This window comes from Pantoea sp. UYEF8 (assembly GCF_040546285.1).
Taxonomy (GTDB): Bacteria; Pseudomonadota; Gammaproteobacteria; order Enterobacterales; family Enterobacteriaceae; genus Pantoea; species Pantoea brenneri.
Genome location: NZ_JBEPNM010000004.1, coordinates 308,470 through 334,339 on the forward strand (window position 1 = coordinate 308,470; position 25,870 = coordinate 334,339).

The window sequence follows — 25,870 nt, forward strand, 5'->3', positions numbered from 1 at the left end:
GCTTTTCCAGCACCGAATTACACCAACGCCAGCCAGCTTTGCTTGATTTGATTACCGTCGAATTTCAGCGCGGTCTGTTTTGTTTTTTCGCTCATGGCATAGAACAGGGCGTCATCGCTGGCGAGTTGTTCCATCCGCGCCAGAAAGGTGCTTTTGTCATTCATCGGCACCAGGAAGCCATCTTCACCGTGATTGATGATCTCCTGCGGTCCGGTCGGGCAGTCATACGCCACCACCGGCAAAGACCAGGATTTGGCTTCCAGCAGCACCAGCGGCAGGCCTTCATAGCGTGAGGTCATCAGCGCCATGTCGCTGTCGCGGTAGTAATCGTTAATGTTGCTGACCTTGCCGACAAAGTTCACGCTGTCGGTAATGCCCAGCACCGCAGCCTGATCGTGCAACTGCTGACGCAGTTCGCCGTCACCAGCAATCACCAGCGTCCAGTCAGGATGGGAACGGGAAAAGTCGCGCCAGATATCCAGCAGCAAATCGAAGCCCTTCTGGTTATCCAGACGTCCCACGGCCAGCGCCTGACGATGACGCGTCTGGCGTTGATAACCTTTGTAGACCACCGGATTCGGGATTTGCTTGCTGGGAATGCGCCAGCGGTTGAACACCTGATGATCTTTATCGGTCAGAACAATCACGCGGTCGTAGTAGCGCAGCAGCAGAAACTTGAGGAACTTGATCGGTTTGCTGAAGGAGTTAATGGCGATATGTTCGCAGGCGTAGGCTTTGCCACGCTTTTTCTTCATCGCCAGCAGGTTCCAGAAGGCGAACATCACGCTGAGGCGACCCATGCTGATCAGGAAAACGGTGTCGAAACCCTCTTCATGAATGCGGGCCACCGCGCTCTTAATCGGGTTGCTCTGCCCTTCAAAGCTGACGATCTGTTTGACGTGCTCAAACGGATAGAAGGTTTTTCCGCTGCCTTCCAGCGAGTAAATGGTGACGTCGTGCGTTTCGCCAAGACATTCTGACATGAAGTTACAGATGTTCTCGGTGCCCGCATACGAGTAGGCATCTTTGATCACCAGGACGATTTTTTTCATGAAACGCTATCCACCTCAAATAATAAAGACAATCCTGCCGATTGGCTTAACGATGCTTCAGGGTAAACAGCACGCCATTCACCATATACCAGCCGTAATAGTAATAGATTTTTAAAGGATTGTTTTTATAGATAATTCTTAATAATTCGAGGTGCCATTTCGCCGCTTTGTTCTTATTGCGGGAAAGGGAATCACCTAATTCGTAATAATTGACCAGAATGGTCTGAATCACGCGTGCCTGCTGATAGCGGGTGAACAGCTCATACAGGAAAAGGAAGTCTTCGTGACCCTTACGCTGGAAGAAGATGCCCTCTGGCGGACGACGGAAACAGACCGACGAGAAGCAGACGCGATACTGCTTCTTAACGAAGTTCTCCTGCTGCAGATAGGGCTTGCTGTAGGTAATATCGTGCTCAGCGTTGCGGGTTTTGTAGTGATATTCGGTGATGACAAAGTTGTCACCCGCGGCGATTGCCGCCACCTGCTGCGCCAGCTTGTCAGCGTGCCATTCGTCGTCACTGTCGAGAAACGCGATGATCTCTTCGCTGGCGGCCCGCAGCCCGACGTTACGGGTTTCGGCGGCGCCCATGTTGACGGCGTTGTCCAGAATGGTAATGCGCGGGTCCTGACACTGTTCCCGCACCCAGGCGAGTGAATCGTCGGTCGACTTATCGTTGATCAGGTAAAGGTGCCAGTCGGCATAACTTTGATTGATAACCGATTGCACGGCGCGTAATACCGTCTGACGTGCGTTATACATAGGCATGACAATGCCGACGGTTCCAACGTGATTATTCATCTTTAACCCAGAATAATAAGCAAAATAGAGAGAGAGCTGCTCCTGGCATCAGGAGCAAAGAGAAGCTGGCTGCGCATCAGGAGAGCGCTTTTTCACCGCCAAAACGCGCCCGGACCTTGTCTTTGACCCGGTTCATAAAGTAAGCGCGATTGTCCTGGTTGGTGAGGAAGAAGTAGCGGGCAAAGGTCAGGCTCGCCATCAATCCCTTGCCGTCCATCTTGTAGCGCAGCGGCAGCTTAAAGGCTTTGTAGGTGTGGATGTCACGCGGGGTCAGGTGCGGTTTCATTGCGTCGAGCCAGAACATCGAGTAATTCACCGACTCGCCTTTGTGTTTCGAGCCGAACTTCGTCACCAGATGGTAGTTGGCCAGCGGCGCAGCGATCATCACGAACTCATAGCCCATGCGATCGGCACGAATGCAGAAGTCGTAATCCTGATGGCGGATATAGCGGGTATCGAACTGAATTTTTGCCGCATCTTCGCGCTTCAGCACGATGGTACTGGTCTGGATAAAGCCGTAGCAACCGAACAGGTACTCTGCCACGGTTTCATTTTTACCCGGTGGCTGCATCGGCATCACTTTCAGAAAAGCGCCATCCTGATAGATGTTCACCTGGCTGAAAATCACCACGTTCTGCTTGCCCTGGGCCTCCAGCTGAGCAATTTTTTCGCTCACCTGACGCAGCTTATCGGCGTGCCACTCATCATCGGCGTCGAGGAAACTGACGTAATCGCCGGTTGCCAGCTCAATACCTTTGTTGCGCGCGCCTGCGCCGTTGAGTTTAACCTCGGAGAGCACCAGGTTAATGTTCAGGTCCTGATAGCGCTCGCTGCGCACCACTTCAGCCAGAGCGGCCGCATCGGCGGACTTATCATCAACGATGATCACTTCAAAATTGCGATACGTCTGCGCTTTAACGCAATCCAGCGTCGTCACAATCGATTCTGACGCATTATAAGCAGGAATTACGATGGAGAAGCGAATGTCCTTCATTGCCAGCACCTCATTAAAAACAGTTCCAATTTCAAAGATATAACGTTTGGACGTAGCAGGGTAACCGGTGATGTCCTAATTTGTCGGCGAGGTTTCGATCGCCACTTTTTTCTTATTGCTGCTGCCGATGAACGGTTTTTCCACATACAGATAAGTCAGCTTCGCCACGTAAAACGACACCACAAAAAACAGCGTGGAAAGCGCGGTATAAAGAACAAAATCGTGCTGCAGCGAAGGCAGCGGCAGCTGCTTAATAAAATAGAGCACCACGCCGTGCATCAGATAGAGGCTATAACTCACTTCGCCAACCGACATCAGGGTCTTATTTTCCAGCAGGCCAAAAAGCGCATTGCCGCTGCTGACGATAAAAAACACCAGCGCCAGGCAGCAGAGAAAGATCAGGTAGAAGAACTCGCTGCTGGTAAAGAACAGCGCCACCACGGCGAGCACAATCGCCAGCCCCGCAGCCCGAGCTGAGTTGCGGCCCGCTACCCAGCGGTCGCGGTACTGCCAGGCCAGATAGCCCATCGCGAACCCGAGCACCGGACGGGGATCGGTATAGGCGGTGCCCCACAGCCGCAGCGCCACCGCAATCACAAAAATCACCCCAATCGACCCGAGGATCAGCAGCGTTTTGTAGCGGCCGCCGGTCACGCGGTTAAGCAGGTAATTCAGCGGAATCGACAGATAGAGCAGCCATTCCAGCCGCAGCGTCCATTCGACGCCAGAGTTAACATTGGCGGTCATAAACGACCCGATGTGGTAATTGCCGACAAACAGCAGCCACAGCATCGCCTGCTTCAGCGACGTCAGGTCCGGCACCAGGTCGCCCTGTAACCAGCCAATCGTCATCACTACCAGTCCCGAAAACCAGAACATCGGCACGATGCGGCGCAGGCGCGATTTCATCAGTTTGTGGGTCAGCTCGCCGGGCGTCAGACCGTCGTTATCCAGCCAGCGGTAAAACAAAAAGGCGGAGATCATAAAAAACAGCGCCACGCCAAACTTGCCGCTGTTGACAAAAAAGTTGCCCTGCGAAATCAGGGAAAAATAGTCTTTATCAAATATCCAGTCATGATCGCGTGCGTAGACATAATGCGCGAAGTGCGAAAAAGCCACGATGCTGGCCAGCAGCGCACGCAATCCGGAGATGCTTTTAATCCCGCTTTCGTTGTAAATGCCACGATGGAAAGAGAATGCGCGCAATACCAGCAGCGCCAGTCCCAGTGAAAGCACCATCATCAGTACGTACATTCCGCCCTGCTCCTGAAGTCCATAAAATCATTAAGTTAGCTGGTGGTTTTAAACACGCTGTCAAATTGCTGGCTTAGCAGCTCAAAAGTTTGTTCAGCTTTCTTTTTATAAAGTGTTTTGGTCGGGTGAATACAGTCGGCAGACATTTCGCTGCGCCAGTCATCCTGCTGCTTAATCAGCTGATACTGACGAACAATCGGCACCTGCTGCTGCTGCGCCACCTGGTTCAGCTGCCAGACGTAAGGCCAGACGTTCCAGCGCTCGGCCCGTCCACACAGCGGATTCGGCTGTTGCAGCACCACCTGCTTATGATGCGCTCGGGCGGTTTTAATCAGGCTGGTCAGGGTACGATTAAAATCCTCAGGACTTTCTGCCCCGGCCGGCCGGTTTTTCGCCGAGTAGATGCGCGCATCGTTAATGGCGTAATTGATCAGGATGATACGCGCATCGGACTGCGCCATGCGCTGCTCCCAGCTGACCGGCGACCTGATCAGCTCAGTGAGCTGGGCACCGGGCGAGCCGTGATTCTCGATGCGCACCGCCGGACCATATTTCTGCTGCAACATCTGCTGCAGGTAGCTGATTTCGTTCTCTTTGCTGATGATATTGCGGCCGCCTGACGAGGTCACACCGGCGGTGGTGGAATCGCCATAGGCCGCGATAACAATCGCGGCCGGCGCGCTCGCCGCCTGTACCAGCAGCGGCGAAGCGATCAGCAACAGCGGCAGACAGCGTTTCATCGTCAGCCCCCGTTTCATCAGTGAACCAGTTTAAATTCACGTGCCACCTCGTACCCCACCACAGCCTGTTTCAGGGAGATGGTGTTGTAGTAGAGGTAGTACATCTGGAAGAAGACAAACATGGCAAACATCGCCGGCTTCCAGACCCGTTTCGACTGGTAGATCAACAGCGTCAGAATAATCGGCTCCACCTGCAGCAGGTAGTTCGACAGACGCGCGCCGGAGGAGTAGTTGTAGAAGAAGATCCTGATGCCGCCGCCGATGGCAAAGGTGATGATCAACAGGTAGTTCATCCGCCAGGCATCGTAGTTATCGCGCTTGAGCTGGTTGCTCAGCATGAAATAAACAAAGATGAACACCAGCGCGACGTTTTTCAGGTTGGAGACCGAGAAAACGCTACCGGTGGTGGCCGCGGACGAGTTGTCGTTGTTGTAGTTGGCTGCCCTCTCCCCGAGTGCCCCGAGGTGACCGGCGATGATCGAGACGAAGCCCATTCCCCCGACTTTGGAGGCCGGAATACTCAGCACGATAATCACAATCGGCCACCAGCGGCGTTCACGCATGAACAGGAACGGGATCAGCGTCACCACCATCACGGCGGTGTTGTGACTGAGGAATGACAGCACAAAGAAGCCGGTCGCCAGCCAGTAGCGCTTCAGGTAGAGCGCCCAGATCACCCCAAGGAACAGGGCCGAGCTGAGACCAAAGCGAATCTGGTTCATATCTTTGTTAATGAAGATATGCGCCGAGTAGAGCGCCAGCGCCATCACCGGATACGGCGACATCTTTTTAAAGAAGATCGCGTTGGTGCCCACCGCCAGGATCGAAAAAACGAACAGGAAGGTGCTGGCGTTATGGGAAATCAGGCTGGTCAGGGTGGCGATAGCAAAAATCAGCGGCTCGTAGCGGAAGAACGCCACGGTATTGAAGAAGCCGTTGACCTGAATACGCCGGATAAAATCTTCAAAGAAGTTGCGGTATTGGTAGTCATCCATCCCGGTGCCGAGACCGCGTATGCCGCCGAACACAATCAGCGTTACGGTCGCGATGCAGAGCAGATACGTCAGAAGATGGTTGGTTCGTTCGTCTTTTTTCAGCAGGAGTTCAACCAGCGAAATCACCAGTAAAAACCCTGATACATACCAATATGGAGCCATGGTGTGATTCCTTAATTCCACAAGTTCTCATGCCAACAGTCGGCGACGCTGATTGCCTTCCCGGCTGACGTCTCAGCGTGCCCGGCGCGCCGGCCCTTCAGGGCGTGCGACAGGCTGATGCCATGCTGGTGATGAATTCTGTTGAGTGACGCTCGCCATGCGATTTATACCTTCATCGCTTTTGTTGGTTATATACAGAATCACCTGTGTAAATTGATGCGTGTCGTCATTCAAAGGTGCGATAAAAAGGGGCGGTCAGACCGCCCCTGCAACTCAGTGATTAGCTTTTGGTTGGTTTACCGTATTCGTAATCGTAATAGTCATAACCATAGCCATACGCATTGGCTGCTTTACGCACCACGGCGTTGAGGATCACACCTTTAATCTCAATACCGTTCTGGGCAAAGCGTTTGAAGCTGACATCCACTTCTTTGGTGGTGTTGGTTTCGAAACGCGCCACCATCAGCGAGGTGCCGGCCAGCTTACCGATAATTGACGCATCGGTAACCGCCAGAATCGGTGGCGTATCGATTAACACCAGGTCGTAGTTCTTGCTCGCCCAATCCAGCAGCTCACCCATACGACGATGCATCAGCAGTTCAGACGGGTTCGGCGGAACCTGGCCACGAGGCAGGAAGTCGAAACCGTAAACGCCCTGCTGAATCAGCGCCGGGCTGAACTCAGTTTTACCGGACAGCACGTTGGAGAGACCCGATTTGTTTTCCGCGCCCAGCAGTTCGTGGGTATAACCACGACGCATGTCGCCATCGATAAACAGCACGCGCTGACCCGCTTTCGACACCAGAGTCGCCAGGTTGGCACAGATAAAGGTTTTACCAATACCCGGGCTGGCACCGGTGATCATCAGGATGTTGTTTTTGGCTTCCATCATCGCGAAGTGCAGGCTGGTACGCAGGCTACGAATCGCTTCGATGGAGAGGTCAGTCGGGTTACCCAGCGCCAGCAGCGTTTCGTGCGGATCGGTTTTCACCTTGTTACCGCGACGCGCCAGGGCTTCGGTGTCCTTCTTACGCTGCCACTCTGACAGAGGAACGCTGGCGTAGACATTCATGCCCAGCTCTTCCAGCTGATCCGGGTTTTCAATGCCGTGATGCAGCAGCGCTTTCAGCAGTACCAGGCCGACCGACACGAACAGACCTAACAGCAGGCTGGCGGCGATAATCAGCAGTTTCTTCGGTGCTACCGGCGAGTTAGCGGTTTCGGCGCCATCGATGATGCGAACATCACCTACGGTGCTGGCTTTGCTAATGCCCAGCTCTTGCTGACGGTTCAGCAGCTGCATGTAGATCTCCTGACCGGACTGCACGTCACGGGTCAGACGCAGGATTTCCTGCTGAGTCTGTGGCATACCAGAGATTTTCTTGTTCAGCTGTGCCTGCTCACCTTCCAGCGTTTTGCGTTTTTCCAGCAGCGCGCGGTAAGTCGGGTGATCTTTGGTAAACAGCTGAGACACTTCGGCTTCACGGAACGTCAGTTCGTTCAGCTGGCTCTGCACGCTGACCGAAGAGTCGAGTGCTGATTTCGCTTCCAGTGACAGGTCAACCGATTCGTTCTGACGACGGAAGGTGTTCAGCTTGTCTTCCGCTTCATCCAGTTTGGCGCGAACCTGCGGCAACTGGGTGCGTAAGAACTCCAGGCTCTTCTCTGCCTGCTCAGACTTGCGCTCAACGTTCTGCAACAGATAGTTGTTGACGATCTGGTTCAGCACTTTGCTGATCTGCTCTGGATCTTCACCCAGATATTCCAGGCCCAGCACGCCAGTGTCTTTACCTTTGTCAGCAACGGTCAGGTTAGACAGGACCGAACGGATCGCCTGCAGGTTGTTCAGCTTGGTCACGGTGAAGCTGGTGCCTTCATCGGCGTGAATCTCGCTCACCAGCATGGTGATGTCGCCGTGCGACTCCAGCTGACCCACTTTACCTTTGAACAGCTCATCGCCATCTTTCGACACGGTGTAGCTGTCCGGACCGGTTACTTCCAGTTCAACGTTACGCTTGTCGATAGTGCGTGGGATTTCCAGCCGCGAAATCGCGATGTTTGACGGCTTGTTGCCCATCAGGCGTGACAGACCTTTACCGATTACCGGGAAGTAGTTCTGCTCAACCACGGTATCCAGACCCAGATCGTCAACGGTTTTGCCGATCACCATGCGCGATTCAAGAATCTCGATTTCAGTATCTGAAGCAGGTGTCGGTGGCAGAATGCTGTCCAGTTCGTTCAGAACGGTGCTGGCATTCTTCTGCTCAACCTGGACTAAGGCATCGGCGCTATAAATCGGTGTCGCAAACAGTGTGTAGAGCGTGCCCGCCAGCATAAAGAAAGCGGTGACGGCAACAATGATCCAGCGATGATCAATAAGCTGTCCCACAAGATGCGCCAGATCCCATCCATTCGAATCCTCTCCCGGCGCGGTTCTAACCTTGTTTTTTATATTCATGGATAATCCCAACTATCGGCTTAATACGTTGACCCATTTCTGGGTAGCGTTTTCCAGTAACCCGTAAACCTCTTCAAAGGCCTCACGGCTTTTTCTGTACGGATCCGCAATTTCTTTCTGATTGAGCCAGTGCCCAAGCAGCATGGTTTTGCCACGCGCGGCCGGGTCAATGCGGTTCACCTGTTCAATCTGACGCTTCTCCATCACCAGAATCAGGTCAACGTTGCGGCACATTTCTGCCGTCAGCTGTTGTGCCTGATGTCCTTCCAGCGACAGGCCATGTGCGGCCGCTACGTCGCTGGCGGTCTGATCGGCCGGACGCCCTACCAGGGCACCCAGACCGGCAGAACTGACCCGGATATTGGGAAGCGCGCGTTTAAACAAGCGCTCTCCGGTTGGAGAGCGGCAGATGTTGCCGACGCAAACGACTAACACGGACGTAATCATGGTGAAACCTTAGTTTGACCAGTTGCGGATACGCAGTGCGCTCTCGCTCACATCGTTGATACCCGCAATGGTTGGCAGTAATTGCGAGATCACACGGTTCCAGCGCGTAAGCGGCGTGGAGGTGACATAGACGATGTCGTACGGTTCCAGTTGGAATTCAGTACCCATGACCATTGATGCCGCATCTTTGGTATTCAACTGATAGATGTTGGCAATCTTGTTGCGATCGGTGCCGCGCAGTGGACGGATAACGAACACGCCGGTGGCGTCAGAGGTGGTTTGATCCATCCCGGCCGCATTGCCCAGCGCTTCAGCCAGCGTCATGCCGCTGCGATCCATTTTCAGGGTCGCCTGCTGCTTCACTTCGCCCATCACAAACACTTTCAGATCGTCATTACGCGGAACGTAAAGGATATCGCCTGGATAGAGCAGATGGTTCTGGCTCAGATCGCCGTTCTGCATCAGAGCCTGCAGTGAGACGCGCTGTTCGCGACCGTTGTGCGTCAGCACCACGTTGCGCCAGTCTGCATCCGCTGCCAGACCGCCTGCGGCGTTGATGGCATCCAGAATCGTCAACGGTACGTTGGTAATCGGCTGCTGACCTGAAGTGGTCACCGAACCGGTCACGTAGGTCTTCTGCGATTTGAACGAGGCGATGCTGACATCCACCTGCGGGCTTTCGATGTACTGCGCCAGGCGACGGGCGATTTCGTTACGCACTTCACCTACGGTACGGCCAGCGACGCGGACTTTACCAATGTATGGGTAGAAAATCGTACCATCGGAATGTACCCAGTTACCGGTGTCGCTGGCGCTACGGTACTGACCGGCCGGCGTGGTTAACTCAGGGTGATCCCAGACGGTCACGGTCAGCACGTCGCCGATGCCGATACGGTATTCATAGTTCTGAATTTCGTTCTGCAGAGAAGGGTTCGCCTGAGCCACCAGAGGCTTAGGACGCATTTTCTCTACCAACGTTGGGGTTAACGGAAAGACGTTGACGTACTTATCGATGTCAAAGTTGCTGTCCTGCTGCTCGATGACATCTTTTCCCGATGTGGAAAGGCGCTGACCTGGTTCGATCGTACACCCGCTAAGAAAAGTGGCAGATACCAGCAAGGGTATCAATTTCATTTTGATTGTAATCATTTAGATCTTCGCTATCAGTTATTGATTGATAGAGGCGAATACGCCGCTGTGTAAGCGTCCAACAAAAAGTAAAACTAACTTAATTAAGCACTGAACCTGTCGTTCATTATCCTTTGCTCCAATTGTTATAAGTAGTAACCATCCATCAGGGCGGAATAACAGTAGCAGAGGATTACGCAACGGTAATGACAATCTACTTTCTCCCTGACGATGGCCGCTAACAACGACACGCCTGACAACGGCACCGAACCACGAGAGCGCGCGGTTAACGCGCTCTTATCGCCTCACAATCAATACGCACCGTCTCGCTTCAACACCACACCGACTGTTTTAAACAGAATGGCGATGTCATTCCACAGTGACCAGTTTTTCACGTACCACGAGTCGAAATAGACGCGGGTTTCGTAGTCAACATCATTACGACCGCTGACCTGCCACAATCCCGTCATGCCTGGCTTTGCCATCAGGTAATAATCAACATCACCGGCATAACGACAGAGTTCATCTTCAATAACCGGACGGGGACCGACCAGGCTCATGTCGCCGCGCACCACGTTCCACAGCTGCGGCAACTCATCAAGGCTGGTTTTACGGATAAAATGGCCCACTTTGGTGATGCGCGGATCATTTTTCAGTTTGAAATCTTTGTCCCACTCCGCGCGCGCCACCGGGTCGGTACGCAGCACTTCTTCCAGCACTTCTTTAGAATTAATCACCATCGAGCGGAACTTCAGGCATTTGAATTTACGGCCATTCATGCCAACACGCTCGTGTCCATAAATCGGTGGTCCACCGTCACGGCCGACCAGGAAACCCAGTACCAGCAGCGCCGGCATCAGCATCAGAATAATCGACAGGGCACCGACGATATCAAAGGCGCGCTTCAGGAAACGCGAGGTGCGTTTCGCCAGATTGTTCTGTACGCGTAAAATCATCACTTCGTGACTGAAGATATACGCCATATCGGTGCCATACAACGGCACGCCGCGTAATGTCGGGATGACCGATACCGAACGACAATTGTGCATCGCCAGCGATTTCAGCCATTTATCACGGTACTGGCTCTGCTCGAACTCTACCGCCACGATAAACTGGGTTTCGCTGTTGGTCAGGCTCCACAGCTCCTGCTCATCACGCAACACCGGTACGCCGTCGAGAATGCTCTGCGGACAGGTGCCATCCACGTCGTAGAAGGCGATAACGTCAAAACCCATCACCTCTTCGCTCTGCAGAGCCTGCCAGGCTTCGTGGGCATTTTTGCTGCTGCCGATAATAATGGTTTGCTTTTTCCACATCCCGTAATGGTTAAGCACCCGCTTAGAAAGCGCGCGGCAGGTCGGGATGAAAATAAGCGCCAGTACCCAGGTCAGTAACCAGACAAAACGCGACATCTGCCACTGCGACAATGCGGTAATCGACAGATCAATAACCGAGAATATAAGAATGGTACGAAAAATTTCTTTTAATTCGAACCAGAAAGGTTTGCGGTATGTATAGTGGCGCAGCCTTACCCAGAACCAGCCAATACAAATTACTGACAGGCAGATGTGGGTGGCAATTTTTAAATTCATTTCTTTTTCAGAAATATCTGCCAGTGGCGAATCAGACTGCATATTAATTAGCATCATCGCCACAAAGAACGCTGCGTTGAAACAAATTAAGTCTGAGCAAGCCAGCATTAATTTGGTGATAAGACTTTTAAACGTAAATTCTGTATCGCGCATATTTAACTCTTTATTTTATTTCCTTAAACCCGCCACGTCTCTCACCTGTATATTTATTGAGCGGTATAAATTCTCAGGGCTGAGCCGTTTCTGAGGGGAGCTCCTGCGGCCTTTACGCCAACGATCTTAACCATAAAACCAGCATTATTGTGATTAATTCCAACAGATTACTCTGACTTTAATCGACCTTAACGGCGCTCATTTAATAAACGATAAACGCGATTCAGGCACGCTACCGCCCTTGGCTGTCGCTGCCAATACCGCTGTCATCATTCATATTGCTCTGCACGGGGCGTCGTATTGACGCTTAATGCATCAGTTATCGGACGAGATCACAATTCACAACATTTGACGTCGATGGGTCACGCGAATTACGACATGGGCGCAGACTTTTGCAAACTCGTTGCTATACTAGTTATTACTGGCTTGTTTACAAGTAGGCCCCGCCATCCCTGGACTATTTTAGGAAAAAGACTACCAGCCATTAGTATTGACGCCACAGCAGCAGTGCAATCCTTTCTTCATAATTCAGATTAATGCCATGTCGCCATTAGGATAAATCGCATAAGCAATACAGCGGGATATCCCTGCATTTGAAAATATTACCCGTCATCTGTGCTGCTAACTCAGTGTGGATTTAATCAGATCATCTTCAACGCAGAGACAAAATTATTGCGGCTAAATTGCTGCCAGCGGTTGCTCACCGCCGGTTCCGGCATTTGTACCGGGCGTCACACTCCACTATCATCAGACAAAATTCAATTAAAGACATTCAGGTGAATAACGCATGCTGGAGGTTATTGCAGATCCGTCGCTGTGGGCAGGATTAGTCACGCTAATCGTTCTTGAACTGGTTTTGGGCATCGATAACCTGGTGTTCATCGCCATTCTGGTTGAGAAGCTGCCTGCGACGTTGCGCGACCGTGCCAGGGTGATTGGCCTGCTGCTGGCGCTGGTCTGCCGTTTACTGCTGCTGGCCTCGCTCTCCTGGCTGGTTACGCTGACCCAACCGTGGGTGACGCTGGCCGGTCACGCGTTTAGCGCGCGCGATCTGTTACTGCTGTCAGGCGGGATTTTCCTGCTGTTTAAAGCCACAACGGAGTTAAATTCGCGCCTAGAAGGCCATGATGATGACGCCGGTCAACAAAAAGGCGGCGCTAAATTCTGGCCAGTGATAGCGCAAATCGTGGTTCTGGACGCCATTTTCTCGCTCGATGCGGTGATTACGGCAGTCGGAATGGTGAATGATTTACCGGTGATGATGATTGCGGTGACCATCGCCATCCTGCTGATGCTGCTGGCCAGCAAACCCATGACCCGCTTTGTCAACAGTCACCCGACCATTGTCATCCTCTGCTTAAGCTTTTTACTGATGATCGGCTTCAGCCTGGTGGCGGAAGGCTTTGGCTTTGCGATTCCGAAAGGCTACCTCTATGCCGCCATCGGCTTCTCGGTGCTGATTGAGGCGCTGAATCAACTGGCGCAGTTTAACCGTCGTCGGGTGCTCTCGGCTGGCCGGCCGTTACGTCAGCGCACTGCCGAAGCGGTACTGCGACTGCTGCGCGGCGAGGCGGAACCGGCAGAGCTGGATGTCAAAACCTCCTCACTGATTGCCGACAGTGACGCCACGATGCTGTTCAACCGCCAGGAACGGGTGATGATTGCCCGGGTGCTGGGACTGGGACAGCGCCACGTTAACAGCATTATGACTTCGCGCCACGACGTTGAGCATATCGACCTGAGCGACGATCCGGCTGAGATCATGGCGCGCCTTGACCGTAATCAGCATACCCGGATTCTGGTTACCGACCACTCCAGCGAACCGCTCGGCGTGGTTCACGTTATCGATCTGCTGCATCAGTCGCTGCATAACAACTCCCTCGATTTGCGGGCGCTGATTCGCCAGCCGCTGGTGTTTCCTGAACGCCTGACGCTGTTGCAGGCGCTGGAGCAGTTTCGCCAGGCGCATACCCATTTTGCCTTTGTGGTGGATGAGTTTGGATCGGTTGAGGGGGTGGTCACCCTGAGCGACGTGATGGAGACCATTGCCGGTAATCTGCCGAATGAGGCGGGCGAAACCGACGCGCGCTACGATATTCAGGTTCAGGGCGAAAACCACTGGATCGCCAACGGGCATATGCCGCTGGATGACCTGGCGCTGTATGTGAAATTACCGCTGGAAGCACAGCGGGATTACCATACGCTGGCTGGCTTACTGATGGACCGGCTGCAACATATTCCGCAGGAAGGGGAAGAGGTGCAGCTGGGTGACTATCTGTTGCGGACGCTGCAGGTAGAAAATCACCGGGTGCAGAAAGTTGAAATTCTGCAACAGCCGGCGATGGACTATCAGGTCTGAGGCGCTGCGCCGGTTACGGGCGCAGCAGCTTCTGCATATTCTGTTTATTGTCGCTTTCCGGCTGACGCTCGATCCATTTGTCTAACCGCGACTTCGCCTCGTTCTGCAGCCGGTCGCGCAATACCTCATCCACCGGCAATGAATATTGCAGATCGTTCCAGCTGCCGTACATCCGCAGCGGGATTGGTTGATCGGAGAGCGCGGCCACCAGCTCTTCATCGCCTTTCCAGCCGCTGATCTTCAGCCCCAGCGTCACGTCGAGCTGCTGCTGCACCATGTTCACTTTGCCCTCTCCCTGCAGCGCCAGATGCTGACCGTTGCCGCTCAGCTGGCTGAAGCTGAGTTCGCCGCGGTTCAGCGCCAGCTGGCCGCTGATCTGATCGATGCCCTGATCCGGCTGGTCGTCGCTGCTGACGCGATTACTGGCCCGCGCCACCGCGCGGCGCACCATCTGCTGCAGATTGAGCTGTGCCAGTTTGAGATGGCTGGCGCTGATCGCCGCCCTGCCCTGCCAGCTGCGCTTCGCCTCTGCCACGCTCAGCGTGTCACCCGCCAGGTTGCCGTTCAGGCTCACCGTTCCCTGCAGGCTTTCCGGCAGTTCAAAGGCTTTAAGCAGCGGCTGAATGTCAATCTGACTCAGCGCGGGCTGCAGACTGATGTGGGTCACTGGCTGACGGATATCAATGCTGCCCGGAATCGAGAAACTCCCCTGCCCCAGACTGCCTTTCAGGGTGTTAAGCGTCATCAGGCCGCGTTGATTGGTGGCATCAATGGCCAGCCCGGTCAGTGGTAATCCGCGCCACAGCGCCTTATCGGCCTGCACTTTGAGCGCCAGGTCAAGGCTGTTAAGGGGTGAATCTGCGTTACTTGTCTCGCGCGGCTGCGCAATCACCGGCGAACGGGCTACCGTCGCCCGCTGTGCGCCCGGCGCGTCAGCGATCGGCGTATCGGTCAGTAAATTGTCCAGATTCAGGTTACTGGCTTTGAGGTCGAGCGCCAGCCGCTGCGGCATTGCCAGGCGACCATCGGCCTGACCGGTCAGGGTGCTGTCGTTGGCGGTTAGCTGCAGATTGCGCAATGCGAACTGCTGGTTATCGGCGTTCCAGTCAGCCTGGACACTCAGCGTACCTTTGATCCCCTGCGCCGGCATATCCGCACCGGAGAGGGTGTAATCGAGCTGCTCTATCTGACCGCTGAGGCGGTGCGGATACTGCGCCGCATCCAGCTGGCCTTTCAGGTTAACGGTGGCGTTGCGCTGATTGCGCGTCAGGCTGGAACTCAGGGTCAGCGTGGCTTGCTTACGCGCATCCTGTTCCAGATTGAGATTGAAATCGCGGAAGTTATATTCGTCGCCGCCCGGCTGCTGCCAGATCAGCAAACTGTCGGCTACCCGCAGCTGGGCGATATCAAAAGACCAGCCGGTGGACGGCGCAGAAGGCTCGGCGTTACGCGGTCCCTGCGGGGCGTTTTTCGCCGGTTGCGCGGCGCTGTCGGGCGTAACCCGCACCACCGCATTTTTCAGCATCACCTGCGTCACGCTCAGCTGATGTGACAGCAGTGGCCAGAGATCGACATCCAGTCGCATATTGTCCGCCGTCACCAGCGGCTGGCTGGCACCGGGCGCGGTCAGGCTCATGCGGCCGGCCAGAATGCTGAGCTGCGGCCAGACGTGCCAGCGCAGATCGCCGCTGACCTGAAGCTGATAACCACTGCGTTGTTCAACCTGTTGCACCATGTAGGCACGAAAGTCGTTGGGATTTACCAGCAGCACCAGTGCGGTCATTCCCGCTACGACCACCACTGACAGGATGGCCAGCGTGGTTATCACTCTCTTCATTACATCCTCAGTAAATCAGTCTTTGTCGATACGGCTCGCGTCAGCGCCCTGCTGACCACGGTATTTTGCATCTTCACGCCGGTTATAGGGACGCGCCGCCGGCCCGGAAAGCGGTTCGAAGCTCAGCGCACCGATTAACATGCCAGGACGCAGCGCCAGCGGCAGTTTACCTGAGTTATAGAACTCCAGCACGATGCGCCCCTGCCAGCCGGGATCGATACGGTGCGCGGTGACATGCACCATCAGACCGAGTCGCGCCAGCGAAGAGCGTCCATCCAGCCAGCCAACCAGATCGTCCGGCAGCGTGACCGACTCCAGCGTGACCGCCAGCGCCAGTTCACCGGGATGCAGGAAAAAGGCTTCGCCGTCCGGCAGCACGATTTCATCGCTCATGACCCGGTCCAGCGCCGCGCTCACTTCATGTTTCGGACCACTGAGATCGATATAAGCCGCAGTGTGGCCGCTGAACGTACGGAACTGATTGCCCAGCCGCACATCGACCGTGGCACCATTAATCCGCTCGACGGGCGGGCGTGGCTCAATGGCCAGCTTGCCATTATCCAGCCAGGCTTCAATATCGCGGTCGCATAATCTCATTGCGCTAACTCCATGACGTAAGTGTAGCGAACAGGCGCCATACTGCGTGCCGCCTGTGCGCATCACATCCAGACAGACGTGAATTATTCAAAAAACTGATTGATTTTGGCTTTAAGAATATCAATAGCAATGCGGTTTTTCCCGCCGCGCGGCACAATGATATCGGCGTACTGTTTTGATGGCTCGATGAACTGCAGGAACATCGGACGCACGGTTTTCTGGTACTGGCTCATCACCGAATCCATCGAACGGCCACGCTCATTCACGTCACGCTTCATGCGGCGCATCAGGCAGATGTCGAGCGGGGTATCAACGAAAATCGAGAAATTCAGTTCCTGACGCAGACGCGCATCGGTTAACAGCAGAATGCCTTCAAGGATAATCACCTTTTTCGGCTTCAGGTGCAGGGTTTCTGCGGTGCGGGTATGTTCAACGTAACTGTAGACCGGTAACTCAATATCCTGGCCGGCTTTAACCGCCTGCAAATGCTGTAACAGCAAATCATGATCCATCGCGCTTGGATGGTCATAATTGGTTTTAACCCTCTCTTCCATGGTGAGGTGACTTTGATCTTTGTAATAAGCATCTTCCGGGATAACCCCGATATGCTCGTCACCTACCTGATCACGGATTTCACGATAGAGCGTGCTGGCAATTAAACTTTTACCGGATGCGGAAGCGCCGGCAATGCCTACAATCACGCACTGATGAGACTTGTCAGTCATACTTTTTTAAGACCTGATAACTGGAGCCTGCCACTGGTCACGCATTACGCGTCCAGATGACGGGCCGAAATGGAGAGGGTGTGTTCGCGCTAAGTATAGGGATTTCGGCGTTTTGATGCCAGAGAAATGGCGCGGGTGACTTTTCAGACTTTCTCCTTTGGACGTCACTCATTTCACCGATAAACTAAGCACACACTGTAATATAAATAAAACCGCCTGTGCGGCGCGCTCAACGCGTGTCTGCCGGGTACGATCGATCCCATCAGGAGTTGTATGCTCTGGAAGACTTTGACCTATTTTGGCGACAGCATGCTGTTGATTCCGACAGCGGTGCTTATTGCGCTGATTTTGCCGTGGAAGAGTGATAACCGCCGGACGGTGCTCTATTGGGTGGTCGCCTTTGGCCTCGCCGGACTGCTGGTCAGCCTGTCAAAAATTTTGTTCCTCGGCTTTGGTATTGGCAGCGCACGCTTTAATTTTACCGGCTTCAGCGGCCATAGCGCGATGTCCGCCACCCTGTGGCCGGTGATGCTGTGGCTGATTTCGGGCCGCTGGTCCGCCCTGTGGCGCGGCGCTGCCATTGCCGTCGGCTATATGATCCCGCTGATGGTGGGCTTCTCGCGCCTGGTGATCCACGCCCATTCCAAAAGCGAAGTGGCGACCGGCCTGCTGCTCGGCTTCACCCTGAGCACCGTCTTCCTGATTTCGCAGCGTCGTACCGCGCTCAAAGGGTTCAGCTGGCCGCAGGTTGGCGCCGCGCTGTTAGTGCCGTTTGTCCTGTTAAGTCATGGCCGGGTAGCCACCACCCAGCAGTTCCTCGAACGTTTTTCCGCCAGCCTGGCCGGCCTGGAAAAGCCTTACACCCGCGCTGACCTTTTCCGCCAGTAATCAAAGGCTAACTTTCTCTGCCCGTCAATTCGCCGAATAACGGGCAACTTTGATTTCCCCCCTTTTTTCTTGACTGAATGTGCTAGCATGCTGAAAGAGAATGACTGGTGCATATTTCGCCGTTGCGGAACCCCTGCACCCTGCCGGACGTCTGCATGACCATAGAGATCCCCTACCTGCACAATCGACCGAACAAGCGCTGGATCTCTGCGCTTTTACTCGGCTGCTCGATGTTTGTCCTGACGCTGTTCTGCCTTGAACTGATCGTGGTCAGCGGTAAAATTTCGCCCCTATGGTTTCCGACTGCCGCCATGACGGTGGTGGTTTTCCGCTGCCCGTCACGCCAGCTCCCGCTCTACCTGGCGGCCTGCGTGCTCGGCACCGCCTGCGCCAATGCAATCATCATCGGTCCGGCTCTCTCCAACATCAAATTTGCCCTGCTGAACCTGCTGCAGGCGGGTCTGGGCGGAATACTGCTGCGGGCGTTACTCGATCGCCGTGCGCCACTCAGTTCACTGCATGACTGGGCGCGACTGGTGCTGTCCGTGGGGATCGTTACGCCGGTGATCGGCGGGCTGATGGCGCTGTGGGTGCTGCAGGTCAGTGGCCACGCCTCGTTTCCCTTCTTTTATACCTGGGTGATCTCCGAGATTATCGGCATGCTGGTGCTGGGTCCGATGCTGCTGTTGCTGCCGTGGCCGGTGCGCCGTACCCAGCTGCGCGAACTGCGTCTGACTGAATTCTTCCTGACGCTGGCGGTGACGCTGGTGGCCAGCTATCTGGCCCTGCGCTATCTGCCGTGGCCGTTCACCTTTATTGTGGTGATTCTGTTCTGGTGCGCCGTCCGCCTGCCTAAGCTGCAGGCGTTTGTGCTATTTTTCCTGAACGCCAGCTTTATGTCGATGCTGCTGGCCTTTGGCCTGGTCAGCGTGGTGAACAATAACAGTGCGCTGGGACCGGTCTCCAGCTGGCTGCCGTTCCTGCTGGTGCTGATCCCCAGCCACATCATGTCGCTGGTGATGGATGCGTTTCGCCGTGAGAAGAATCACATCAGCGAGAGCGAAACCCGCTTTCGTCACGCGATGGAATATTCGGCGATTGGCATGGCGCTGGTCTCCCCTCAGGGCGGCTGGCTGCAGGTGAACCATTCGCTCTGCCAGACGCTGGGCTATCCGGAAGAGGAACTGCGGCGACTGACCTTTCAGCAGATTACCCATCCTGACGACCTCAGCAACGATTTGCAGCAGCTCAGTAAGCTGCTCAGCGGTGAGATCTACACCTACACGCTGGAAAAACGTTACTTCCGCAAAGATGGCGAGATTGTCTGGACCCGGCTGACGGTGTCGCTGGTGCGCGATCCCGCCCATCTGCCGCTCTACCTGATTGCCCAGATCGTCGATATCTCCGAGCTGAAACAGAGCGAGCAGGTCAACCGCCGGCTGATGGAGCGCATCACGCTGGCCAATGAGGCGGGCGGCATTGGCGTATGGGAATGGAACCTGCTGACCGGCGAAATGCTCTGGGACAAGCGGATGTATGCGCTGTTTGGCCTGGCACCGCACGAGTCACCCAGCTACGATTTGTGGATCCACCTGCTGCATGCTGGCGATCGGGAACATGCGGCGCTGACGGTGCAGCAGGCGATTGAACTGCGCAGCGCCTTCCATATGGAATACCGGATTGTTAACGACGACGGCCAGCGCTGGGTGCGTACTCAGGCCAACCGCATCCTGAGTAAAGAGGGACGGATTGAGCGGATGCTGGGGATTTGCCAGGACATCACGCCATTACGCAACCTGAACGAGGCGCTGTTCCAGGAGAAAGAGCGGATGGCAATCACCCTCGACTCAATCGGTGAGGCGGTGATCAGCACCGATGAAGCGATGCGCGTCGCCTTTATGAATCCGGTGGCCGAAAAGATGAGTGGCTGGACGCAGCAACAGGCGGCTGGCAAACCCCTCAGCGAGCTGCTGCAGATCACGCAGGGCCGCAACGGACCAGAGATAGACACTCTGCTGCTGTGTCAGCTACCGCGTGAGAAAATCACCCCGGATCTGGATCAGGATCTGGTGCTGCATACCCCGGATGACGGGCATATCGACATCCATTACAGCATTACCCCGCTGCGCTCTGAGGCCGGACTGGAACAGGGTGCGGTCATGGTCATTCAGGATGTCAGCGAATCGCGCCAACTGATGAAGCGCCTGAGCTACAGCGCGCTACACGATACCCTGACCCGCCTGCCGAACCGCGCCAGCTTCGATCATCAGCTAAAACGGCTGCTGTATGATGCAGCAGAACATCAGCATCACCACGTGCTGGTGTTTATCGATCTCGATAAATTTAAAGCGGTCAACGATAGCGCCGGTCATGCGGCGGGCGATGCGCTGCTGCGGGAACTGTCAGACCTGATGCTGCATCATCTGCGCAGCAGTGATTTCCTGGCACGGCTGGGCGGCGATGAGTTTGCGTTGCTGATGCCCGACTGCCAGGTTGAGCAGGCGTGCGAAGTGATTCAGCGCATTGTCACCACGGTCAATGATTACCGCTTCCAGTGGCTGGGCCGCCTCTATCAGGTCGGGGCCAGCGTCGGCGTCACCCAGATTTCGCCGGACAACTGCCAGAGCAGCGATGTGCTGTCTCAGGCCGATATTGCCTGTTATAACGCCAAACGCAGCGGACGTGGCCGCTATGTGGTTTATGAGCAGCACCGGTTGCCGCTGGCGGGCAATCATCAGGGCCTCGACGCCGCGATGATCGATTCGCTGCAGATAGAGCTGCCGGCCTGGGCTGTCGCCCCGCCGAATACGCCACAGTCAGCCTTTCTCTGGCTGCTGGAAGTGCAGCTGTTAACCCCGGATGGCCTGCTGATTGATGAAACGCTGCTGCGCAATAATCTGCCGGATGAAGGACTGCGGCGTCAGCTGGATAATAAAATCCTTGAGGCCTTCTTCCAGCACGATGTGCAGGGGCTGAATGAAAAAGGCATTGCGGTGGTTCTGGCGCTTAGCGCCCAGGCGTTGCTCGATGCCGATTTTATCCAGCAACTGTGTCGCCGTTTTGTGGCGGCCGGCCTGAGTGACAGCCGCTGTGGCTTCGCCTTCCCGGCTGCCAGCGTGTTAACTCAGGGCGATCGGCTGCACAGCGCACTGCTGCAGCTGCGTCAGAGTGGCTGCCGCATCGTGCTGCAGCACTTTGGCCGTAACCTCGACGCCTTCAATCAGCTCAGCGATGAGTGGGTCGACTGTCTGGTGCTGGCACCTGAACTGGTCTCCAATGTGCATAACAATCTGATGGATGAGATGTTGCTGACTATCATCCAGGGCCAGGCGTCGCAGCGCAACATTGCCCTGCTGGCCGGTCCGGTTTCGGTTCCGGCGGTGCTGACTACCCTCGCCAGCCTGGATGTGGATGGCGTCTGGGGCAGCGCGGTCGCCGAACGTCAGCCGCTGAGCGTACTGGCCGAGGCGCGCTTTTTTGCCATCCGTTAAATCCACCGTTGAGCGCTTGCTACCCTGCTAAAGCTGCGCTAAAGTCGCCCCCTTTTTTCCGGCATGGGGGCAAAAATGTTCATAGGATTCGATTACGGCACGGCTAACTGTTCCATAGCCGTCAGTGAAAATGGCGCGCCGCGTCTGTTAACGCTGGAAAACGGCCAGCGCCTGCTGCCGTCGATGATCTGTGCGCCTACCCGTGAGTCGGTCAGTGAATGGCTCTATCGTCATCATCAGGTGGCGACGCCCGACAGTGAAACCACCGCTCTGCTGCAGCGCGCCCTGCGTTTTAACCGCGAAGAAGATATCGACGTACAGCCCAACAGCGTGCAGTTTGGTCTGACCGCGCTGCAACAGTACATGGTCGATCCGGAAGATGTCTGGTTCGTAAAATCCCCCAAATCCTTTCTCGGTGCCAGCGGCCTGAAACCGCAGCAGATCGCCCTGTTTGAAGACCTGGTCTGCGCCATGATGCTGCACATTCGTCAGCAGGGCGAAAGTCAGCTTGATGAACCGATCGATCAGGCGGTGATTGGTCGTCCGATTAACTTCCAGGGCTTAGGCAGTGAAGAGGCCAACCAGCAGGCACAGGGTATTTTACTGCGTGCCGCGCAGCGGGCCGGCTTCCGCGACGTGGAGTTTCAGTTTGAGCCGGTAGCGGCCGGTCTGGATTTTGAAGCCACCCTCCAACAGGAGAGCCGGGTGCTGGTGGTTGATATCGGCGGCGGGACCACCGACTGTTCGATGTTACTGATGGGACCGACGTGGCGCGACAAAGCCGATCGCCGCGAAAGCCTGCTGGGCCACAGTGGCTGCCGCGTCGGCGGTAACGATCTCGACATTATGCTGGCGTTCAAAACGCTGATGCCGCTGCTCGGTCTCGGCGGTAATACCCAGAAAGGCATCGCCCTGCCCGCCCTGCCGTGGTGGAATGCGGTTGCGATCAACGATGTTCCGGCACAAAGCGAATTTTACAGCGCCGCCTGCGGTAAGTTACTGCGCGATTTAGTCCGTGACGCGGAACAGAGTGAGGTGGTCGCGCGCCTGCTGAAAGTGTGGCAGCAGAAGCTGGGTTATCGTCTGGTGCGGGCTGCCGAAGAGAGCAAAATCGCGCTGTCAGATCGCGCGGAACATGCGGCGTCGCTCGACTTTATTGCCGGATCGCTGCAGGCCGATCTCAGCGTCAACCTGCTGCAGGAGGCGATCAATCAGCCGCTGGAGAAAATCCTTGAGCAGGTCCAGCTGGCGCTGGCCACCAGCCAGATCAAACCTGACGTGGTCTACCTGACCGGCGGCAGTGCCCGCTCGCCGCTGCTGCGTGCGGCATTGCAACAGGCGCTGCCTGACACGCCGATTGCCGGCGGCGATGATTTCGCCTCGGTGACCGCAGGCTTAGCCCGCTGGGCAGAAGTGATGTTCCGCTAAGCGTGATCGCGCAGCAAAAAAAACGGCGCCCAACGGCGCCGTTACTGTTTTGACTGCGGATCAGAACGCGATATTGGCGCTGATGCCGCCGATAAACGCATCTTTCACTTCGCTGACCGCGCCAGGCGCCACCACATATTGCAGATTCGGGCGCAGCGACATCCAGTTGGTCACTTTGGCGTTGTAATAGACCTCGTAGTTATACTCCGAGCCGTCCTGAATCGGCAGATAGGTCGGGCTGTCAAAACTGCTCTCGCCGTTGGCCTGATTCTGCTGACGCAGCGAGCGGGTGTAGTCGCTGTTGACATGAATACGCGCCGCGCCTACGCCAATTTCATCATCAGGACGCGCATCAAACGGCCCTTTCCAGGTAAAGGCGATCGACTGATAGTTGTCGGTTTTGGAGGTTTTGTGATCGTTCATCACCGCCTGAACCCGCACGCCCAGACCGCGATTCACATCGCCATCCTGCGCCGTCAGCTGTTGCTGCAACAGCAGGTAGCCGCCATAGGCGTGATCCTGATCCTGATACGCGCCGTTGCGCCAGCTGCCATAGACATCGCCATTGGCTGAAGAGTAGTAATAGCCGATGCGGTAGTTACCCGGCAGCTTTTGCGCGCCCAGCGTCGGTTTCCAGCCCAGTTCGACCGGCACCAGATTGCCTTCAGAATTGCTGGTATCCAGACGGAAGCCGTCGCCGCGATCGTAGTTAGCCCGGTTCTGGTTATAGAATCCCACCTGGAAGAAAACTTCCGGGGTGATATTCAGTTTGATCCGGCCGCCCCACTGGGATACCGGCCAGTTAAACCAGCGGTCACCACGCCAGTTACCCGCCTGACCGCTGCCCAGCGCCAGGTTCTGGAACAGGTTGCCGTCGAAGTTATCAAAGTCCTCACCAACCGTCACCCGGCCAGCTTTCAGGTCGACCACATCGTTAAACAGCCCTTTGCGCAACCAGAACTGGGTCAGACGCCAGGTCTGGCCACGACCATACACTTCCTGCACCGAAGAGAGCATGCCGGTGCGCTTGTCCGCCACCTGTTCGGACAGGTTTTGTCCGTCACGGTTGGTGATAGTCATCTGGAATTCCGCATCCTGCCAGTCCAGCAGTTTTTCCAGATCGAAATTGGTGCCGAAGCTCCACTGATCGCTGTAACGCATGGTGGTGTTGGTATCGGCCCCGCCGCCTAAGTTGGCCGCGCTTTCCATGGTGTAATTTACGTCAAATTTAATGCCGTCGTTCTGCAACTGCGTTCGGTAACCACCCCAGTCACCAAACATCCACTCTGAATCAGCGCTCAGCGCGTCAGCGGCCATCGCATGACCGGTTAACATCGCCAGGATCAGGGTGCCGGTTGCCACACGGCGCAGCGGAAAACGCTGCTCTGCTTGTTTATTTTTCATCATGCTTATTCTTATGTGAGTTACGGGGGAATGACCCGCAGAGAATAGTGCTGAGAAAAGTTCAATTTTTGTAAATACGTGCGCACGATTAGTCAACTAACCAGTTTATTCGCGCAAATGTGAGCTGGATCTCAGAGTGGTTACTCTTGCAGCAGTGGAGGCGAAGCGTGAATGGATGGGGGCGAAACGGGGCGCAGCGGCCCCGTTCTGTTAGCGGCTGGCGTCGGCCAGCTGTTCAATCTGTTCCGGCGTCAGCGTCAGCCGGGTTGCCCCGACCAGATCGTCGAGCTGGGCCAGCGAGGTGGCACTGACAATCGGCGCGGTGATGCTGGGACGGGCAATCTGCCACGCCAGCGCCACCTGCGTCGGTGAAACCTGATGCGCTTCAGCGATTGCATCCAGCGCTGCCAGGATCTTCAGGCCGCGCGGGTTGAGGTATTTTTCCACCACGCCCTGCCCGCGCTGACTTTTGCTGGCATCGGCCGGCTGGCGGTATTTACCACTCAGGAAACCGCTGGCCAGTGAGTAGTAGTTAATCACCCCTAACCCGTGGTGGCTGACCACCGGCTCCAGCTCTGATTCGTAGGGCTGGCGATCGTAGAGATTGTATTCTGGCTGCAGGGTTTCATATCGCGCCAGCCCTTCCGCTTCGCTGATTTCCAGTGCCTGCTGCAGGCGAGCCGCACTGTAGTTGGAGGCACCAATTGCCCGCACTTTGCCCTCTTTAATCAGGCCGTCAAAGGCGCTCAGCGTCTCGGCCAGCGGCGTGTCCTGATCGTCACGGTGCGCCTGATAGAGATCGATATAATCGGTTTGCAGCCGACGCAGTGAGTCTTCCACCGCCTGGCGGATATACTGCGGTTTCAGTCCGGTTTTCTCCGGCGAAAGCTCCATCCCAACCTTGGTGGCCAGAACGATACTGTCGCGTTTGCCGCTTTTCTTCAGCCATTCGCCGATAATGGTTTCTGATTCACCGCCTTTATTTCCCGGTGCCCAGCGTGAATAAACATCGGCGGTATCAATAAACCACAGCCCTTTTTCCACCAGCGCGTCCAGCAGCGAAAACGAGCCAGGCCGATCCACGGTCCAGCCAAACACGTTGCCGCCAAACGTCAGTACCGGCACCGAAATGCCGCTGTCGCCTAACTGTCGGGTTTCATTCTGACTCATCATCTGCTCCTTAGTGGTGTATCGAAACGGTCTGTCACTGAGCATAGCAAAGCGAAACGGTTTCTTTATGACGATTGTGGTGTGATTAATGCCAGAAAAGGCATACTTACCCGGCCCTGACAGATATCCTTATTTCCTTCAACTTTTGCCCGTCAGAGGCGACTACAATCTGACGTTTGCAGGCTACCCGTTTGATG

19 protein-coding genes are annotated in these 25,870 nt (G+C 55.4%); 4 read left to right on the forward strand and 15 right to left on the reverse strand.

Annotation, left to right across the window (positions count from 1 at the left end):
• Positions 1 to 17: 17 nt before the first annotated feature.
• The 10 genes from ABIB18_RS10460 to wbaP all read right to left on the reverse strand — a co-directional run bounded on the left by ABIB18_RS10460 (position 18) and on the right by wbaP (position 11,774).
• Entirely contained in the window at positions 18 to 1,052 is a 1,035-nt protein-coding gene (locus ABIB18_RS10460) for a glycosyltransferase (protein WP_069728959.1), read from the reverse strand.
• Between the two features lie 46 nt (positions 1,053 to 1,098).
• Positions 1,099 to 1,851: a glycosyltransferase family 2 protein gene (locus ABIB18_RS10465; RefSeq protein ID WP_089561739.1), complete on the reverse strand. Its 753-nt coding sequence runs from the start codon at positions 1,849 to 1,851 to the stop codon at positions 1,099 to 1,101.
• A 76-nt stretch (positions 1,852 to 1,927) separates the two neighbouring features.
• On the reverse strand, positions 1,928 to 2,845 hold the full coding sequence (locus ABIB18_RS10470) for a glycosyltransferase family 2 protein (protein WP_031375330.1): 918 nt from the start codon (positions 2,843 to 2,845) through the stop codon (positions 1,928 to 1,930).
• A gap of 75 nt (positions 2,846 to 2,920) precedes the next feature.
• Positions 2,921 to 4,099 (reverse strand): acyltransferase family protein, encoded by a 1,179-nt coding sequence (locus ABIB18_RS10475; RefSeq protein WP_046288214.1) that lies wholly within the window; start codon positions 4,097 to 4,099, stop codon positions 2,921 to 2,923.
• Between the two features lie 35 nt (positions 4,100 to 4,134).
• Positions 4,135 to 4,839, reverse strand: a complete 705-nt coding sequence (locus tag ABIB18_RS10480; protein ID WP_031375329.1) for an SGNH/GDSL hydrolase family protein — start codon at positions 4,837 to 4,839, stop codon at positions 4,135 to 4,137.
• A 17-nt stretch (positions 4,840 to 4,856) separates the two neighbouring features.
• Positions 4,857 to 5,996 (reverse strand): EpsG family protein, encoded by a 1,140-nt coding sequence (locus ABIB18_RS10485; RefSeq protein ID WP_031375328.1) that lies wholly within the window; start codon positions 5,994 to 5,996, stop codon positions 4,857 to 4,859.
• Between the two features lie 280 nt (positions 5,997 to 6,276).
• Entirely contained in the window at positions 6,277 to 8,454 is a 2,178-nt protein-coding gene (gene wzc / locus ABIB18_RS10490) for a tyrosine-protein kinase Wzc (protein ID WP_046288213.1), read from the reverse strand.
• A gap of 12 nt (positions 8,455 to 8,466) precedes the next feature.
• The gene (locus ABIB18_RS10495; RefSeq protein ID WP_046288212.1) at positions 8,467 to 8,901 is read right to left on the reverse strand and encodes an arsenate reductase/protein-tyrosine-phosphatase family protein; all 435 of its coding nucleotides are present in this window, start codon (positions 8,899 to 8,901) and stop codon (positions 8,467 to 8,469) included.
• Between the two features lie 9 nt (positions 8,902 to 8,910).
• A complete protein-coding gene (locus ABIB18_RS10500) occupies positions 8,911 to 10,050 on the reverse strand; it encodes a polysaccharide export protein (RefSeq protein WP_031375327.1) in 1,140 nt (379 codons plus the stop codon).
• Positions 10,051 to 10,340: 290 nt separating this feature from the next.
• The gene (wbaP, locus tag ABIB18_RS10505; protein WP_031375326.1) at positions 10,341 to 11,774 is read right to left on the reverse strand and encodes an undecaprenyl-phosphate galactose phosphotransferase WbaP; all 1,434 of its coding nucleotides are present in this window, start codon (positions 11,772 to 11,774) and stop codon (positions 10,341 to 10,343) included.
• Positions 11,775 to 12,561: 787 nt separating this feature from the next.
• On the opposite strand from wbaP, the gene ABIB18_RS10510 reads away from it, so the two are divergent.
• Complete coding sequence (locus ABIB18_RS10510) at positions 12,562 to 14,133, forward strand: TerC family protein (RefSeq protein WP_354474120.1); 1,572 nt, start codon at positions 12,562 to 12,564, stop codon at positions 14,131 to 14,133.
• A gap of 13 nt (positions 14,134 to 14,146) precedes the next feature.
• Here ABIB18_RS10510 and asmA read toward each other — a convergent pair whose 3' ends face one another.
• From asmA to udk, 3 genes are all read right to left on the reverse strand, one after another.
• Positions 14,147 to 15,970: an outer membrane assembly protein AsmA gene (asmA, locus tag ABIB18_RS10515; protein WP_354474121.1), complete on the reverse strand. Its 1,824-nt coding sequence runs from the start codon at positions 15,968 to 15,970 to the stop codon at positions 14,147 to 14,149.
• Between the two features lie 15 nt (positions 15,971 to 15,985).
• A complete protein-coding gene (gene dcd / locus ABIB18_RS10520; protein ID WP_031375323.1) occupies positions 15,986 to 16,567 on the reverse strand; it encodes a dCTP deaminase in 582 nt (193 codons plus the stop codon).
• 83 nt (positions 16,568 to 16,650) lie between these two features.
• Complete coding sequence (gene udk / locus ABIB18_RS10525) at positions 16,651 to 17,292, reverse strand: uridine kinase (protein ID WP_031375322.1); 642 nt, start codon at positions 17,290 to 17,292, stop codon at positions 16,651 to 16,653.
• A 273-nt stretch (positions 17,293 to 17,565) separates the two neighbouring features.
• Between udk and ABIB18_RS10530 the strand changes: the two genes are divergently transcribed.
• From ABIB18_RS10530 to yegD, 3 genes are all read left to right on the forward strand, one after another.
• Positions 17,566 to 18,180 (forward strand): phosphatase PAP2 family protein, encoded by a 615-nt coding sequence (locus tag ABIB18_RS10530; RefSeq protein ID WP_256150927.1) that lies wholly within the window; start codon positions 17,566 to 17,568, stop codon positions 18,178 to 18,180.
• 155 nt (positions 18,181 to 18,335) lie between these two features.
• Complete coding sequence (locus ABIB18_RS10535; protein ID WP_354474122.1) at positions 18,336 to 21,671, forward strand: diguanylate cyclase; 3,336 nt, start codon at positions 18,336 to 18,338, stop codon at positions 21,669 to 21,671.
• A 75-nt stretch (positions 21,672 to 21,746) separates the two neighbouring features.
• Positions 21,747 to 23,099 carry a molecular chaperone gene (gene yegD, locus ABIB18_RS10540; protein ID WP_354474123.1) on the forward strand — a complete coding sequence of 451 codons (1,353 nt, stop codon included), beginning with the start codon at positions 21,747 to 21,749 and terminating at the stop codon, positions 23,097 to 23,099.
• A 60-nt stretch (positions 23,100 to 23,159) separates the two neighbouring features.
• Here the strand turns inward: yegD and ABIB18_RS10545 are convergent, their stop codons facing one another.
• Positions 23,160 to 24,503, reverse strand: a complete 1,344-nt coding sequence (locus ABIB18_RS10545; protein ID WP_031375318.1) for a carbohydrate porin — start codon at positions 24,501 to 24,503, stop codon at positions 23,160 to 23,162.
• Between the two features lie 210 nt (positions 24,504 to 24,713).
• Positions 24,714 to 25,673, reverse strand: coding sequence for an aldo/keto reductase (locus ABIB18_RS10550; RefSeq protein WP_089561732.1), 960 nt, complete (start codon positions 25,671 to 25,673; stop codon positions 24,714 to 24,716).
• Positions 25,674 to 25,870: the final 197 nt, after the last annotated feature.